This window comes from Rhodococcus pyridinivorans (assembly GCF_900105195.1).
GTDB lineage: Bacteria > Actinomycetota > Actinomycetes > Mycobacteriales > Mycobacteriaceae > Rhodococcus > Rhodococcus pyridinivorans.
In genome coordinates this window covers 4,699,081-4,716,222 of sequence record NZ_FNRX01000002.1, presented here as the reverse complement: position 1 = coordinate 4,716,222, position 17,142 = coordinate 4,699,081, and the positions used below count along the sequence as shown (strand labels likewise).

Genomic DNA, 17,142 nt, shown 5'->3' with positions numbered 1-17,142 from the left:
ACCAACCATGACCGGGGCAACGCGCCCCGGCGGGAGACTCTGGGAGAACAACGATGCGCGTTCTGGAACGCAAGCGCGCGCGGGGCGCCGCGGCGCTCGGCGCGGCAGCCCTGCTGGCCGTCGGACTTGTGGGATGTTCGAGCGACGGCGACAGCAGCAGCACGGAGAGCGGCACCGACTCCGCCGCGACGCGCACCTTCGAAGCGCAGAACGGCAGCATCGAGATCCCGGCCGACCCCCAGCGGATCGTGTCCTGCGGCTACGCGACCCTCCCGCTCATCCAGGCCGGCGCGAACCTCGCCGCCGTATGCGAGTGGAGCCGCGAGCTCGACAACATGGACGAGGAGACCCTGGCCGCCTACGAGGCGCTGCCGAAGGTCGCTCCCGACGGCGCCGTCTCGGAGCTCAACTACGAGGCAGTCACCGCCGCAGATCCCGACCTCATCATCATGGGTGTCCCGGCCCGCGTGCAGGAGCAGGTCGACGTGGCCAAGCTCGAGGCGCTCGCCCCGGTGGTCTTCGTCGGGCTCACGGTTCCGGGCGAGTGGCGCGAACTCGGTGAGCAGTACGCCGATGCCGCGAACGTCAGCGACTCCTACGGGGAGTTCAAGGAGGAGTACGAGGCTCGCGCTGCCGAGATCGCCGACAAGTACGCCGACTCGCTCGGGGGCCTGAAGTTCGCCGGCGTCTGCGGTGTGTGCGGTACCGAGCCCGGTGAGTTCTCCCGCGAATACGCCTCGTCGTACACCACCAACCTGTTCGACGATCTCGGGTTCGACTTCTTCGGTGAGCCGACCGATCCCGAGGGAGTTCACGCCGAGTACCTGTCGGTCGAGCAGTTGCCCGAGAACCTCGGCGAGGCCGACGTGATCGTCTACGGTGTCGAGGCCGACGGTTCGTTGCCGCCCGAGCTGGAGGAACTGTTCGCCTCCCCGCTGTGGCAGGATCTTCCCGCCGTGAAGGCCGGCAACCTCGTCGCCGTCAAGCACTCCAGTGCAGCGACCTACGAAACCGCTCTGCTGGCACTCGATTCCATCGATGCCGAGTTGGCGAACCTTCCGGCCAACCAGAACCAGGAGTAGTCGCTGCTGCGGGCCCGCCCCGCACCACCGACCGAACGGCCCCCGACGTCCCGGCGCGGGGGCCGTTCGTCGTCCGTGCCCGAAATGACCGTCCATACCGAAAGCGACAGATGACCCGTTCCACTGCGCTCGAAGACATCGTTCCGCTCTCGCCGCTGCAACAGGGCCTGCTCTACCTGAGTACCGTTGCGGCGCCGACCGGCTCGACATCCGACGACACGGCTGCGGCCGATCCCGACGCCTACACGGTGCAATCGGTGGTGCGACTCTCGGGGGCCGTCGACGAGGAGCGGATGGCGGCCTCCGCGCAGGCGCTGCTCGACCGTCATCCGGCGCTGCGCACGTGCTTCCGTCCCCGTAAGGACGGCCGTACGGCGGGTCTCGTCGTGTCGGGCGTGGAGAATCCCTGGCGCAGCGAGGATCTGTCCGGTCTCGAACGCGCCGAGGCGGAACGCCGGCTCGAGCAGATCGTCGAGGACGACCTGTACGACTGGTTCGACCTGACGCAACCGCCGCTCGTTCGCTGGACCTTCGTGCGGTTCGGCGCCGACGAGGTGCGCCTGCTGCTCACCGCCCACCACATCGTCGTCGACGGCTGGTCGTCCCCGATCCTCGTGCGCGAGCTGCTCGAGATCTACGCCGCCGGGGGATCGGCGTCGGGCCTGCCGTCCGTGCGCCCCTACCGCGACTACCTCGCGTGGCTCGGGCGCCAGGACCGCGAGGCCGCCCGGTCGCTGTGGCAGGAGGCGCTCGACGGTGTGAGCGAGCCGTCGCTCGTGGCACCGCCGGGAGCGACCCGCTCGTCGGAACGCTGCGGCGAACTCGAGGTTCCGGTCCCCGACGGGCTCGGCGCGAAGCTCGCGGAGCTCACCCGCGCGAGCGGCGTCACGCTCAACACGGTGCTGCAGACCGCGTGGGCGATGCTCCTGTCCGGTCTGCTCGGCCGCGACGACATCGTCTTCGGCGCGACGGTCTCGGGCCGCCCTCCGGAACTCGTCGGCGTGGAATCGATGATCGGGCTGTTCATCAACACCGTTCCGGTGCGGGTGCGGCTCGATCCCGCCGCGACCGTCACCGAACTGTTGCGACGCGTACAGCTCGAGCAGTCGCGCACCGTCGATCACCAGTACCTGGGCCTGTCCGAGGTGCAGCGCGCCGTCGGGATCGGTGAACTGTTCGACACCCTCACCGTCTTCGAGAGTTATCCCGTCGACCGCGACGCCCTCGAGCGAGCGCAACGCGCCGGGGGAGTGACGATCACCGGCGTCGACGGACGCGACGCCACCAACTATCCGCTGGTCCTCACGGCCGGCATGTCCGATCGGCTCGTCGTCAAGCTCGACCACCGCCCGTCGCTGATCGACGCGGACGAGGCCGCCGCCCTGGGCGCCCGCCTCGTCGCGATCCTCGAGGCCCTGTGTGCCCGGCCCGATGCGCCTGTCGCCGACCTCGACATCCTGCCGTCCTCGGAACGGGAACGTGTACTGGGCACCTGGTCCACCGCACCCGCGGCACCGTCGAGCGGCACCGTCGCCGACCTGCTCGCGCACCGGTTCACCACCGGCACCGACCGACCCGCAGTGGTGTGCGGTGAGCAGGAATCGTCGTTCGGTGAACTCGGCGCGGCCTCGGCGCGACTGGCGAGGTTGCTCGTCGACCGCGGCGTGCGACCCGACGACCGGGTCGGTCTCGCGCTTTCCCGGACCGGCGCCATGGTCGACGCGATCGTTGCCGTCCTCACCGCCGGAGGCGCCTATCTGCCGCTCGACCCGTCCTATCCCGCCGACCGGTTGAAGCACATGATCACCGATGCCGCACCGCGTCTGGTGATCACCACCGAGGCCGTGCGCGCGGGTCTCGGTGAGGTGCTCGACGGGGTCGACGTGCTGGTCCTCGACGACCCGGATGTCGAGTCCACACTGTCGGCGCTGTCGTCGGCTCCGCTCACGGACGCGGACCGGCGCGCTCCGCTCCGCCCGGATCATCTGGCCTACGTCGTCTACACCTCCGGCTCCACGGGTCTGCCGAAGGGCGTGGCCGTCTCGCACGCCAATCTCGCCGACCTGCACGCCGCACAGGCCGCCGGGCCCATGCACGCCGCCGGTCGTGCGCCGCGCGACGGGCAGTGGCACGTCCTGCTCACCTACCCGTTCGCCTTCGACTCGGCGGTCGCCGCGCTCACCTGGCTCTTCGAAGGCCATGTGCTGCATGTGCTTCCCGACGACAACCGTGCCGACGTCGACCGCATCGTCGACTACGTGCGCACCCACGGCATCGACTACGTCGACACCGTGCCCGTGCTCATGAACCGCCTGCTCGACGCCGGTCTCCTCGAACCGGGTGGGCACGTTCCCGCGATCGTCACCGTGGGCGGCGAAGCGGTGAGCACCGCGCTGTGGCAGCGACTCGCCGCGAGCGACGTGGTGGCGACGAACTGCTACGGACCCACCGAATGCACCGTCGACGCGACTTCCGCGCATATCGCGGGGGACACCGTGACGATCGGCGGTCCCACTCCCGGGACGAGCGTGCGGGTCCTGGACCACTGGCTGCGTCCCGTGCCCATCGGAGTGGCCGGTGAACTGTACGTCTCCGGAAACGGTGTCACCCGTGGCTATCTCGGCCGCCACGACCTGACCTCGGCACGCTTCGTCGCCGATCCCTGCGGGTCCGCGGGTGCCCGCATGTACCGCACGGGTGATGTCGTGCGCTGGACGGACGACGGCACACTCGAATACGTCGGCCGCGACGACGACCAGGTCAAGATCCGGGGATTCCGAGTGGAACCCGGCGAGATCGAGACCGCGCTCACCGCGCATCCGGCCGTGCGGAACGCCGTGGTGGTCGCACACACCGACCACCGGGGGACCACCCGCCTCGTCGGGTACATCGTCGGCGACGGACCCGACACCGCTGAGGTGCGGGCCGCGCTCGCCGACCGGTTGCCCGACTACATGGTCCCGGCGGTGCTCGTCACTCTTCCCGTCCTTCCGATCACGGCCAACGGAAAAATCGACCGGAAGGCGTTGCCCGAACCGGACTTCTCGTCCCTGGCGGGTGCCGGCGAACCGCGCACCGAGACAGAGCGGACGCTGTGCGCCACCGTCGCCGACGTCCTCGGCCTCGACCGCGTGGGTGTCCACGACGACTTCTTCACCCTCGGGGGCGATTCGATCGTCTCCATCCAACTCGTGTCGCGTCTACGCGCGGCCGGCCTGCGCGTGACCGCCCGTCAGGTCTTCGAACTGCGCACCGCAGCCGCACTCGCCACAGCGTGCGAGGCACCCGCCGAGGAACCCCGACGAGCCCGGACGGCGGCGACCGGCCCGGTGCCCGTCACGCCGATCGTGCACGAATCCCTCGCGTCCGGATCGTTCGACTCGCTGCGCCGATTCACCCAGTCCCGGACGCTCGTCGCTCCCGTCGGCCTGCGGGAGATGGATCTGGTCACGGGTGTGCGGGCGCTGCTCGCGGCCCACCCCATGCTGCGCTCGCGGTTCACCGTCGGCGACTCGGAACCGTCGGGGCGTACTCGTCGCGGTGCGACATGGATCGTGCCCGAGGACATCCCGGAGGCCGCGACGCTCGTCCGGCGAGTGGATCACTCGACCACGGAACAAATTTCGTGGAACGACCTCATCGCCGAAGCGTCGGCGGAGGCTGTCGACGCACTCGACCCCGAAGCCGGGGTGATGCTCCGCGTGGTTTTCCTCGACCCGGGACCGCAGCAGGCCGGACGGATCGTCGTCGTCGCGCACCACCTCGTCGTCGACGGCGTGTCGTGGCGGATCCTGGTGCCCGACCTCGCCGGTGCCGTCTCCGCGGCCACCCGCGGGGAGACGCCAGCGCCGGAGGACACCGGGACGTCCTTCCGGGAGTGGGCGGAATCGCTCGTCGAAGCGGCCTCGTCCGAGCGGATCACCGGATCGTGGCCGCTCTGGGAATCCGCCCTCGCCGCCGAGAGTTCGCCCGCGGTGGGAAGCCGCGCCCTGGACCCGCAGCGCGACATCGTGTCGACCTCGGCGTCCGTCGAGATCGACGTACCGGTCGACGTCACCGAACGCATCCTCACCACGGTGCCGTCCGCCCTCGGTATCGGCACCGGCGATGTGCTGCTCGCGGCCCTCGCACTCGCCGTCACCGACGTCTGCGGCGGATCCGCCCTGCGAGTGCATCTCGAGGGTCACGGACGCGAGGAACAGATCGTGCCCGGTGCCGACCTGTCGCGTACCGTCGGGTGGTTCACCTCCCTGTACCCCGTGACGGTCGAACTCGGCGGAGACCGTGCACTCGACGGCGGTGCTCCGCTCCGGGCCGTCGCCCACGCGACCGAATCGCTGAAACGCATTCCCGACAACGGAATCTCCTTCGGTCTCCTGCGTTTCCTCGGCGACGACCGCGACCGCTTCGATGGCTACCGGACCCCGGAGGTGATGTTCAACTACCTCGGCCGGATGACCCTCGGCGATACCGCCGACTCCGCGTGGTCGGCCGCACCCGAGGCGGCCGCGCTCGGTGGTTCCGTCGATCCGGCCATGCCCCTCGACCACGTCCTCGACGTCAACGCGATCACGGAGGACGGACCGGACGGACCCGCTCTCTCGGCGGTGTTCACCTACGCCACCGGTGCTCTCGACGCCGATCGGGCCCGCCGGATCGGGCAGCGCTGGCTCGCGGCACTGCACCTTCTCACCGACACGGTCTCCGGCGGTGCCGTGGGCGTCCCCGTGCCGTCGGTGCTCACGGCGTCCGGGTTGTCCGTCGACGAGGTGCTCGCACTGCACGCCGAGAATCCGGACGGCATCGAGGACGTCGTGCCGCTGACACCCCTGCAGCGCGGCATGTACTTCCTGGCCGGACTGAACGAGCCGTCGGGATCGGGCAGTGTCGCCGAGGGTGTCGATGTCTACACGATGCAGACCGACCTCGCCCTCGACGGCCGCGTCGACGCCGGCACGATGCAGCGCTCGGTGCGTGCACTCGTCGACCGGCACGCCGTTCTGCGCACCGGCTATCGACTCGGCGCAGCGGGCGAACCGATCGGCGTCGTCCGTCGCGCCGCCGAACCGCACTGGGAGGTCGTCGATCTCGGGACCGTCGAGCCCGGCGAACTCGACACGCGGGTGGCGGAACTGCTCGCCGCCGACCGCACCCGCAGATTCGATCTCGCGGCCGCACCCCTGGTGCGCTTCACGCTGGTGGTCGCGGGACCGACGCGTGCGCGACTGCTGTTCACGATGCACCACCTCGTCTCCGACGGTTGGTCCACCCCGCTGCTCGTGCAGGAACTCCTGCAGATCTACGCCGCCGGGGGTTCCGCCGCCGGACTCGCGCCGGTCGTGCCGTTCTCCGACTACCTCGACTGGCTCGGCGAACAGGACGTCGCGGCCGGTGTCGAAGTGTGGCGCGAGTTGCTCGACGGCGTGGACGAACCCACCCTCGTCACACCGTCCGGTACGGCGCTGCGACCGCAGTTTCCCGCCGAACTGACGGTCGCCGTGCCCGACGGGCTGTCGCGGCGGCTCGTCGAAGCGAGCCGCGCACAGGGCGTCACGGTCAACGGACTCGTGCAGACCGCCTGGGGCCTTCTCGTCGGGTCGCTCACCGGCAGAACCGATGTCGTCTTCGGTGCGATCGTCTCCGGGCGCGTCCCCGACGTGCCGGGCGTGGAATCGATGATCGGCCTGTTCATCAACACCGTCCCGGTACGCGTCCGCACGCAGGCGGGGGAGTCGATCACCGATCTCGTCACTCGCACGCACGGCACCCAGAACCGCGTGATGGACCACCAGTACGTCGGTCTCGCCGACATCCGACGTGCCGTCGGGATCGGCGAACTGTTCGATACCCTCCTCGTCTTCGAGAACTACCCCGTCGACCGCGACGCCCTCGACGCGGCGCAACGGGACGGCGGCGTGCGGGTCGGGTCGGTCGGGGGTTCGGACGCCACGAACTTCCCGCTCGTGCTGGTCGCGGGACTGGAGGACGAACTGCACCTCGGCCTCGAGTACCGGACCGATCTGTTCACCGAGGACGACGCCACCGCACTGGGGGAGCGCCTCGTCCGCATCCTCGACCAGCTCGTCGCCGAGAACCCCGGCACCGTGGCGCAACTCGATGTGCTCACGACCGCCGAGCGGGCCGGTCTGCGCAGCGACCGGTCGACGACCCCCGCGGCCCCGTCGAGCGGAGCGGCGACCGTCGCCGATCTCCTGGCGCGGCAGATCGCTCGCACCCCGCACGCACCTGCGGTGGTCGCCGACGGCACGACACTGTCGTTCGCGGAACTGGGCGGGCGCTCCGCGCGACTCGCGCGGCTCCTCGTCGACGCCGGAGTCGGACCGGAGACGGTCGTGGGACTCGCGCTGCCGCGGTCCGAGCACATGGTCGTCGCGATCGCGGCGGCGATCTCGTCGGGTGGCGTGTACGTGCCGATGGACCCGTCCTATCCGCAGGATCGACTGGCGCACATGGTTTCCGACTCTCGACCACAGGTGATCGTCACGGTCGCCTCGGTTCTCGACGGTATCGTCCCCATCGCAGGCGACACGAGGATCGTGGTGCTCGACGACCCCGACCTGCAACTCGGCGAATTCTCCACCGCCCCACTGACGGATGCCGACCGCCGCGGTGCGCTGCGCCCGCACAACGGCGTGTACGTCATCTACACCTCCGGTTCGACCGGACTGCCGAAGGGTGTCGCGGTCACGCACGCGAACCTGCTCAACCTGTTCGAGAGCCACCGCGCGGATCTCTACGTCCCGACCGTAGCGGCGTCCGGACGCGATTCCGTCGGCGTCGGGCACGCGTGGTCGTTCGGTTTCGACGCCTCGTGGCAGCCGACCCTGTGGCTGCTCGACGGACACACGGTGCACGTCTTCGACGAGGACACCATGCGTGATCCCGAACGGATGGTCGCATACACGCTCGAGCACGAACTCGACTTCCTCGAGGTCACCCCGTCCTTCCTCGACCGCATGCTCGCTGCCGGACTGTACGAGAGCGGACACCGCCCCGCCTCCGTCGGATTCGGTGGCGAGGCAGTCAATCCGGCGTCGTGGCAGCGACTGCGGGAGCTGACCGACGGGCGCGCCTTCAACCTCTACGGACCGACCGAATGCACCGTGGACTCTCTCATCGGGGCCGTCACCGACGCCGACACACCGTGCCTCGGCCGGGCCGTGCACGGCGCCGGCGCGTACGTCCTCGACGCGATGCTCCGGCCCGTCCCGATGGGTGTGGTCGGCGAACTGTACGTCTCCGGTGCCGGTGTCGCCCGCGGATATCTCGGCCGACCCGACCTCACGACGGTGCGGTTCGTGCCGAATCCTTTCGCCGACGACGGCACCCGCATGTACCGCACCGGCGACCTCGTCCGGCGGGTGCGTGGTGCCGACGGCCGGCCCGTGCTCGAATTCCTCGGCCGCGGCGACGATCAGGTCAAGATCCGCGGCTTCCGGGTCGAACTCGGTGAGGTGGAGGCCGCGCTGACCGCGGTGCGCGGGGTGCGGGACGCGGTCGTGGACGCGCACACCGACAGTCGTGGAGTGACGCGTCTGGTCGGCTACGTGACCCCGGACGGTGCCGTCGATCCGGCGGTCGTCCGTGCCGCCGTTGCCGAGCGTCTGCCCGACTACATGGTGCCCGCCGTGGTGCTCGTACTCGACGCCTTCCCCGTCACTGCCAACGGCAAGGTCGACCGGAAGGCGTTGCCCGAGCCGGACTTCTCGTCGCTGGTCGGGGCGCGTGCACCGCGTACCGACACCGAGCGGGTCCTGGCGGGACTCGTCGCGGACGTGCTCGGACTCGAACGGGTGGGGATCGACGACGATTTCTTCTCCCTCGGTGGCGACTCGATCGTTTCGATCCAGCTCGTGTCGAAGGTCCGGGCGGCCGGGCTGTGGATCACCACGCGTCAGGTGATCGAACTGCGCACCGTCGAGGCACTCGCGGCCGCGATCGACAGTGGCGGCGGACAGACCCGTCCGGCAGCCGTCGGCGACGTGGCAGGCGAGGTGACCGTCACGCCGATCGTGTGGGACACCCTCGAGCAGTGGACGGGGTTGTCCCGGTTCTCGCAGGCGCGACTGCTGGTCGCGCCGGTCGGGCTCACGCTCGACACCCTGCGTACCGCGGTCGAGGCACTCGTGGCCGCCCATCCGATGCTGCGCTCGACCTTCCGTGTCGACGACGAAGGCCGGCCGTCGTGGACGGTCCCCGAGACCGTTCCCGACCTCACCGCAGCCGTGCGGCGCGTCGACGCCACGGGCCGGGACTGGGACGAGTTGTTCGACGAGGAGCGTGAGAACGCGTACGCCGCACTCGATCCCGAGAACGGGACGATGGTGCAGATCGTGTGGTTCGACTTCGGGCCGCAGCAGGCCGGACGCGTCCTGATCGTCGTGAACCACCTCGTGGTGGACGGCGTGTCGTGGCGGATCCTCGTCCCCGACCTCGCCGACGCCGTCGAACAGGCCGAACGCGGGGAGACGGTGACCCTGTCGTCGAGCGGCACACCCTTTCGGGTGTGGGCGGACGAACTCGCGAAAGCGGCACGCTCGGAGCGGATCACCGCGTCGTGGTCGGCCTGGCAGCGTGCCGTCGACGCCGACGAACCGATGCTCGGTTCGCGCCCGCTCGACCCGGCACGCGACACCGTCCTCTCGACCCGGTCGACCCGCGTGCAGCTGCCCGTCGACGTCACCGAGCGGGTCCTGGCCGCGAACGTCGTCGACGACATCCTGCTCTCGGCCCTCGCCGTCGCGGTGGCGTCGGTCCGGGGTGGCGACCAGGTCCGCATCGACCTCGAGGGACACGGCCGGGAGGAGCAGGTGGTCCCCGGTGCCGACCTGTCGCGCACGGTCGGCTGGTTCACGTCGATGTATCCGGTGACGGTGGATCTGGCGGAGGTCGACGTGGCGTCCGCGTCCCGGGACACCGACGCCGCGGGCGCGGTGCTGCGTGCGGTGGCCCGCGCGTCGCGGGAACGACCCGACAACGGCATCGGCTTCGGCCTGCTGCGTCGACTGAACCCGGACTTCGGCGACCGCTTCGCCCGGTACGTGCCGCCGGCCGTCGTCTTCAACTACCTCGGTCGGCTCACGCTCGGCGAGGCGTCGGGCAGCCCGTGGTCGGGTGCACCGGGCGCCGCTGCGATCGGGGGTTCGGTGGATCCGGACATGCCGCTCGACCACGTCCTGCAGGTGGACGCGATCACCGAGGACACCCCGGACGGCGCGGTTCTGGAATGCGAGTTCGCCGCCGCAGCGGACGTGGTCGACGCGGACACGCTCGCCGAGATCGCGCGGATCTGGCAGGAGACGGTGCAGGTCGTCGTCGCCGCGAAAGAACTCACCGGCACCGCTTACCAGGGCACAGCGCCTGCACACATCGAAACAAGGAGAACACCATGCTCGATCGCACTACCGTCCTCGCCGACACCGCCCGGATCCTGGACATCGACGTCGACGAACTCGACCCCTCGGTGAGCCTCGTCGACCAGGGACTCGACTCCGTCCGGCTGATGGCCCTCGTGGAACAGTGGCGTAGCGCCGGCGTCGAGGTCGACTTCGTGGACCTCGCCTCCGCCCCCGACCTCGAGCAGTGGATCGCGCTGCTCACCCGCGGATGAGCGGGTGATCGTGGCCGTCTTCGAGAAGCTCCTCATCGACCTCGACCCGCTGCGGACCAGCCGCGAGTTCCGGTACCTGTTCACCGCACGCGTCGTGTCGCTGTTCGGTCTCGGTTTCCTCATCGTGGCCGTGCCCGTGCAGGTGTACCAGCTCACCGGCTCGACGGCGCAGGTCGCCGCCGTCTCCGCGGTGATCGGTGCGACCACCTTCGGGGCCACCTTCGCGGGCGGGGTGCTCGCCGACCGGTACGACCGGCGGAACGTCATCGCCCTCGCCCGCGGCACCGCGGGCGTCGCCTTCGCGCTGCTGGCGATCAACGCGTTCCTGCCCGAACCGCAGATGTGGGCGATCTACGTGCTCGCCGTCGTCGACGGCATCGCGGGCGGGATCTCGTCGACCGCGCTCATGGCGGTAACCCCCAGCCTGATCCCGCGCGACAAGCTCGCCGCGGCCGGCGCGCTCATGGCGCTGACCGCCGACCTCGGCTCCATGATCGGCCCGGCGCTCGGCGGTGTCGTCATCGCCGCCGGTGGTGTGGGTGTGGCCTACGCGCTCGCGGCGTTCACCACCGCGATCACCACCTTCTGCATCACCCGCCTGCCGTCGCTGCCGCCGACGCACGTGGCGGAGGAATCACCGCTGAAGTCGGTGGTGTCGGGTTTCCGGTACGCGGCACACAACCGCGTAGTGGGGCAGGTGCTGATCGTCGGATTCCTCGCGATGCTGCTGTCCGGCTGGGCCGTGCTGATCCCGGAGTTCGCCGACGAGGTGCTCGGCGTCGGACCGTCGGTGGTCGGCCTGCTCTACACCGCACCCGCCGTCGGAGCCGTGGTCGGCTCGCTGACCAGCGGCTGGACCGGCTCGATCCGCCGGTACGGGCTGGTGGTGTACCTGCTCATGGCGGTCTCCGCCGCCGGTCTGGTGGGTGCCGGCGCGACCGGCGTCCTCGCCGTCGTGCTGCTCGGTCTGGCCGCGCACGGTTTCGGCGACTCGCTCGCGGACGTCGTGCGGTACGCGACCGTCCAGCGCAACACCTCCGACGAGTACCGCGGACGGATCGCGGCCGTGTGGGGCGCGCAGGTGACGGCCGGTACCTCCGTCGGCGCGGTCGCGGCGGGCGTCGTGGCCTCGCTGGTGCCGATCTCGATGGCCCTGACCATCTACGGCGTGGCAGGTGTGGTGATCATCGCGATCATGTTCGTTGCGACCCCGACGCTGCGGCGGTTCGAGGACACGGGCGATCTCGAAGCTGTGGGCTGACCTGCGGGTCGACGAGCGGGGCCGGGGTGATCCCCGGCCCCGCCTTCGCGTCGATCAGCGCTTTCGCGTCATACCCGTCCGTCGCGCGCCCAGGCCTCCACGGCCGAATACCCTTCGCTGACGCCCTGGGTGTAAGCGACGAGCGCGCCGTACAAGCGGGATCCCTCGGTGGCGAGTTCGATGGTGCCCACCCAGTCGGCAGCGCGTGCCATGACGTGCGCGCAGATGTCCTGCCGGTCGCGTGTCGCGGACGACACGATCCGGAACGCCTCGTCGGCGATCCGGAAGGTCTCGGCGACACCGCGCCAGAAGTACTCCGCGTCCATGGCAGAGCGCAGCGACTCGTAATCCGTCGTGTCCTGCATCGCCGTAGCGTGTACCAGTCGCTGCAGAGCATGCTCCGCAGCTCCGACGGGGTAGTACGTCACGTCGTCGATGGTGTCCTTGCCGCCGCTTGTCGTTCTCACCGCAGAGATGGTGCCCGATCTCGAGCGAATACGAAACAGCTCGTAGGTAACGGTATAGGCACGCGGCGTGTCGCCTACCCGGCCGCTGCCGGACGGTTCGGGATCAGGCACACGCACGACACCAGCAGGACGGCGCAGACCAGAACGGCGACGAACACCGGCGCCACCGAGTCCGCCAACTGCGCCGCACCGGGAGTTCCGGTGACGGTCTCGTCCGCCGCTGCGCCCCCGAGGGCTGCATTGGCCAGCGCACCGAACACCGCCACGCCCACCGCGCTGCCGATCGCACGTGCGAAGGCGTTCGCGCCCGTGACGACGCCCCGCTCGGACCAGTCGACGCTGGACTGCGCCGCGATCAGCGCGGGACTGGCGATCAACCCCATCCCGAGTCCCACGAGCACGCAGCAGAGCGCCACTTCCCCGGGAGCCGAATCCACCCCGACCTGCGTCAACAGCGCCGCGCCGCACAACAGCGGCACCGCACCCACCAGACCGGTGTTGCGAAAACCGATCCGCAGATAGAGCCGGCCCGACTGCGCCGCCGCGATCGGCCAGCCGATCGTCATCGTCGCCAGCGTGAAGCCCGCGACGAGCGCCGTGGTCCCCAGCGCGCCCTGCACGAACGACGGAACGTACGAGGTCAGACCCAGCACGACCGCGCCCACCAGGCACGACACCGCGCTGGTGGTGACCAGCACACGTCGCGTGAACAGCCGGATCGGCAGAATCGGCTCGGCGGCGCGGGACTCGATCCACACGAACACCGCGATCAGGGCTGCACCGGCGGCGAAGATGCCGATCCCGGTCGCCGACGTCCACGCCCATGACTGCCCGCCCTCGAGCAGGCCGAGGATCAGCAGGGCGGCGCCTACCGCGAGTGTCGCCGCGCCGGCCCAGTCCACGCGCGGTCGCGGTCCCGACGGCGTGTCCTCGCGGAAGTTGCGGACGAGCACCCACGCCGCGAGGGCACACAACGGCAGGTTGATCCAGAAGATCCACCGCCACGACAGGAAGTCTGCGAAGACACCGCCCACGGCCGGGCCGATCACCGCCGACATGCCCCACACACTGGCGAGATAGCCCTGCGCCTTGGCGCGCTCGGCGACCGTGTAGATGTCCCCGGCGATCGTCTGTGCCATCGGCAGCACCGCACCGGCGCCGAGTCCCTGCACCGCGCGGAACGCGATCAGCGTCGGCATGCTCCACGCCACCGCGCACAGCACCGAACCCGCCGCGAACACCCCGATCCCGAACAACAACAGCGGAGTGCGGCCGAAGACGTCGGAGAGTTTGCCGTAGACCGGGACGAGCACCGCCTGCGTGAGCAGATAGGCGGAGAACAACCACGGGAACTGCGTGAAGCCGCCCAGGTCCGCGACGATCGTCGGGATCGCGGTCGCCAGGATGGTGCTCTCGAGCGCCACGAGGGAGGTGGCGAGCATCAGAGCGATGAGGATCGGGCCCCGCTCGGACCCGAACCCGACGTCCACTCGCGACGATGCGGCCATGCCACTCCTGTTCCCACTCGTACGTTCGTTGTTCCACCCGGCGGTGAACGAGTGGGATATCCGCCACGGGGTGCGGTACGCCCACTCGATGAGCACTAGGGTGTCAGCGTGCGTCCTTCACTCGAGTCCTACCAACACCTCGCCGGCGGCAAGGTGCGTGATCTGTACGTGATCGACGACGAGCACCTGCTCCTCGTCGCCAGTGACCGGATCTCGGCCTACGATCACGTGCTCGAGACCCCGATCCCCGACAAGGGGCGGGTCCTCACTGCGATGAGCGTGTTCTTCTTCAAGCTGCTCGACGCCACCAACAACCACCTCGCGGGAGAACCCGACGACGAGCGTATCCCCGAGGAGGTCCTCGGCCGCGCACTCGTGGTCAAGCGCCTCGAGATGGTGCCCGTCGAGTGCGTCGCCCGAGGCTTCCTCACCGGCTCCGGCCTGCTCGACTACCAAGCCACGGGCTCCGTCTGCGGTGTCACCCTGCCCCAGGGGCTCGTCGAGGCCAGCAGACTGCCCGAACCGATCTTCACCCCGGCCAGCAAGGCTGCGCTCGGCGACCACGACGAGAACATCTCCTTCGACGACGTCGTCGAGAAGGTCGGTCTGAACCTGGCGATGAAGCTGCGCCAGGACACGCTCGATATCTACGACCGCGCCGCCATGTACGCGTCCGACCGCGGCATCTTGCTCGCCGACACCAAGTTGGAGTTCGGTCTCGACAAGGCCGGCAATCTGGTGCTCGCCGACGAGGTCCTCACCCCGGATTCGTCCCGCTACTGGGACGCGAACGAGTACGAGGAGGGCAAGGTTCAGCCCAGCTTCGACAAGCAGATCGTCCGGAACTGGCTCACCGGACCCGAATCGGGCTGGGACCGCGCCTCCGACACCCCGCCCCCGCCGCTGCCGCAGCACGTCGTCGACAAGACGCGAGCTCGCTACATCGAGGCGTACGAACGTATTTCGGGACTGTCCTTCGACGATTGGATCGGCTGACCGCATATGACCTCCTCGAAGATCACTCCGCCGGTCGCGAAGAAGGTGCCGCTAGAGCGCACCCATCACGGGCACACCTTCGTCGACGACTACGAATGGCTGCGCGACAAGAACGACCCCGAGGTCGTCGCGTACCTGGAAGCGGAGAACTCGTACACCGAGGCGCAGACGGAACATCTCGCTCCGCTGCGTGAGGCGATCTTCGAGGAGATCAGGTCGCGCACCCAGGAGACCGACATGTCGGTCCCCACCCGGATGGGTGACTGGTGGTACTACGCCCGCACCGTCGAGGGCAAGCAGTACGCGATCCAGTGCCGGTGCCCGATCGCCGACGCCGACGACTGGACACCGCCCGATGTCACGCCTGGTGTGGAACTCCCCGGCGAGCAGGTGCTCCTCGACGGCAACGTCGAGTCGGAAGGGCACGAGTTCTTCTCGCTCGGGGCGTTCTCGATCAGCCACGACGGCACGCTGCTCGCGTACTCGACCGACGTCGTGGGCGACGAGCGCTACACCCTGCGCATCAAGGACCTCACCACCGGTGAGATGCGGGCGGACGAGATCCCCGGCACCGCACCGGGAGCGACGTGGGCGCTCGACCACAGCCACGTCTTCTACCAGACGGTCGACGAGTCGTGGCGGCCCGACACCGTCTGGCGGCACAAGCTCGGCACCTCCGTCGACGAGGACGTGAAGGTCTTCCACGAACCCGACGAGCGGTACTGGGTGTCGATCGGTTCGACCCGCAGCGAGAAGTACCTCATGATCTGGGTCGGCTCGAAGATCACCACCGAGGGATGGGTGCTCGAATCCGAGAACCCCACAGGCGAATTCCGTGTGATCCTGCCGCGCCGCGAAGGTGTCGAGTACGGTGCCGAGCACGCCGTGATCGCCGGTGAGGACCGCTTCCTGATCCTGCACAACGACGTCGACCCCGAGACGGGGAAGAAGGCCGAGAACTTCGTCCTCGCCGAGGCTCCCGTCGACGACCCGTCCGCGCTGCGCACCCTGATCGAGCACCGGCACGACGTGCGCCTCGAGGACGTCGACGCGTTCGAGGGACACCTCGTGCTCGGCTACCGCCGCGAAGCCCTCACCCGACTCGCGGTGTGGCCGTTGACCGACGAGGGTTACGGCAAGCTCACCGAACTCGAGTTCGACGAGGAACTCTTCGCCGTCGGACCGGGCGCGAACCCCGAATGGACCCAGCCCACACTGCGTCTGGGCTACACGTCGTTCATCACCCCGAGCCGGGTCTACGACTACACCGTGAGCACCGGTGAGCTGAAGCTGCTCAAGTCGCAGCCGGTGCTCGGCGAGTTCGACCCGACGCTCTACGAGCAGCGCCGCGAGTGGGCGACCGCCGAGGACGGCACGAAGATCCCGCTGTCGATCGTCGCGCGCAAGGGCACCCCCGAGAACGCGCCCACGCTGCTGTACGGCTACGGCTCGTACGAAGCGAGCATCGACCCGGCCTTCTCCGTCGCACGCCTGTCGCTGCTCGACCGGGGCATGGTCTTCGCGGTCGCGCACGTGCGCGGCGGCGGCGAGATGGGCCGGCACTGGTACGAGAACGGCAAGTCGCTGACGAAGAAGAACACCTTCACCGACTTCGTGGCGTGCGCGCGGCACCTGATCGACGCCGGCGTCACGAGCCCGGAGAAGCTGGTCGCCGACGGCGGCAGTGCCGGTGGCCTGCTCATGGGTGCGGTCGCGAACATCGCACCCGAGCTGTTCGCGGGCATCCTCGCGAACGTCCCGTTCGTCGACCCGCTCACGTCGATCCTCGATCCGTCCTTGCCGCTCACGGTGATCGAATGGGACGAGTGGGGCAACCCGCTCGAAAACCCAGAGGTGTACGAGTACATGCGCTCGTACAGCCCCTACGAGAACGTCGAGGCCAAGGATTACCCGGCGATCCTCGCGATCACCAGCATCAACGACACGCGCGTGCTCTACGTCGAACCCGCCAAGTGGGTCGCCAAGCTGCGCGCGACGAAGACCGGCGATGCGCCGTTGCTGCTCAAGACGGAGATGAGCGCGGGACACGGCGGTGTGTCGGGCCGGTACGAGAAGTGGCGCGAGGTCGCGTTCGAGTTCGCGTGGGTGCTCGAGACGTCGGGCGCCTGCCGCGCGGAGACCGCTGCGGGCTGAGCTCGGTATCCGCTCGCGTTCTCGCTATTCGCCGCAGCAATTG

8 protein-coding genes are annotated in these 17,142 nt (G+C 69.4%); 6 read left to right on the top strand and 2 right to left on the bottom strand.

What is annotated here, in order from left to right; genetic code table 11:
* Nucleotides 1–53 precede the first annotated feature (53 nt).
* The 4 genes from BLV31_RS22390 to entS all read left to right on the top strand — a co-directional run bounded on the left by BLV31_RS22390 (nt 54) and on the right by entS (nt 11,974).
* On the top strand, nt 54–1,082 hold the full coding sequence (locus BLV31_RS22390; RefSeq protein ID WP_064060427.1) for an ABC transporter substrate-binding protein: 1,029 nt from the start codon (nt 54–56) through the stop codon (nt 1,080–1,082).
* 110 nt (nt 1,083–1,192) lie between these two features.
* Nucleotides 1,193–10,570 carry a non-ribosomal peptide synthetase gene (locus tag BLV31_RS22385; RefSeq protein ID WP_064060426.1) on the top strand — a complete coding sequence of 3,126 codons (9,378 nt, stop codon included), beginning with the start codon at nt 1,193–1,195 and terminating at the stop codon, nt 10,568–10,570.
* Nucleotides 10,492–10,713, top strand: coding sequence for a phosphopantetheine-binding protein (locus BLV31_RS22380; protein ID WP_006551840.1), 222 nt, complete (start codon nt 10,492–10,494; stop codon nt 10,711–10,713). Before BLV31_RS22385 ends, BLV31_RS22380 begins: the two co-directional genes overlap by 79 nt.
* A 10-nt stretch (nt 10,714–10,723) precedes the next feature.
* The gene (entS, locus tag BLV31_RS22375) at nt 10,724–11,974 is read left to right on the top strand and encodes an enterobactin transporter EntS (protein ID WP_072740531.1); all 1,251 of its coding nucleotides are present in this window, start codon (nt 10,724–10,726) and stop codon (nt 11,972–11,974) included.
* 68 nt (nt 11,975–12,042) lie between these two features.
* Here entS and BLV31_RS22370 read toward each other — a convergent pair whose 3' ends face one another.
* Nucleotides 12,043–12,441 carry a hypothetical protein gene (locus BLV31_RS22370; RefSeq protein WP_072740526.1) on the bottom strand — a complete coding sequence of 133 codons (399 nt, stop codon included), beginning with the start codon at nt 12,439–12,441 and terminating at the stop codon, nt 12,043–12,045.
* Between the two features lie 74 nt (nt 12,442–12,515).
* Entirely contained in the window at nt 12,516–13,949 is a 1,434-nt protein-coding gene (locus BLV31_RS22365) for an MDR family MFS transporter (protein WP_072740525.1), read from the bottom strand.
* Nucleotides 13,950–14,057: 108 nt separating this feature from the next.
* Between BLV31_RS22365 and BLV31_RS22360 the strand changes: the two genes are divergently transcribed.
* Both BLV31_RS22360 and BLV31_RS22355 read left to right on the top strand, forming a co-directional pair.
* The gene (locus BLV31_RS22360) at nt 14,058–14,945 is read left to right on the top strand and encodes a phosphoribosylaminoimidazolesuccinocarboxamide synthase (protein ID WP_006551836.1); all 888 of its coding nucleotides are present in this window, start codon (nt 14,058–14,060) and stop codon (nt 14,943–14,945) included.
* Between the two features lie 6 nt (nt 14,946–14,951).
* Nucleotides 14,952–17,099 (top strand): S9 family peptidase, encoded by a 2,148-nt coding sequence (locus tag BLV31_RS22355; protein WP_072740524.1) that lies wholly within the window; start codon nt 14,952–14,954, stop codon nt 17,097–17,099.
* The last annotated feature ends 43 nt before the right edge of the window (nt 17,100–17,142 follow it).

Excerpts from the sequence above, each read along its gene's own strand:
- BLV31_RS22390 (WP_064060427.1), top strand. The coding sequence starts at position 54 with ATGCGCGTTCTGGAACGCAAGCGCGCGCGGGGCGCCGCGGCGCTCGGC.
- BLV31_RS22385 (WP_064060426.1), top strand. The coding sequence starts at position 1,193 with ATGACCCGTTCCACTGCGCTCGAAGACATCGTTCCGCTCTCGCCGCTG.
- BLV31_RS22380 (WP_006551840.1), top strand. The coding sequence starts at position 10,492 with ATGCTCGATCGCACTACCGTCCTCGCCGACACCGCCCGGATCCTGGAC.
- BLV31_RS22365 (WP_072740525.1), bottom strand. The coding sequence starts at position 13,949 with ATGGCCGCATCGTCGCGAGTGGACGTCGGGTTCGGGTCCGAGCGGGGC.
- BLV31_RS22355 (WP_072740524.1), top strand. The coding sequence starts at position 14,952 with ATGACCTCCTCGAAGATCACTCCGCCGGTCGCGAAGAAGGTGCCGCTA.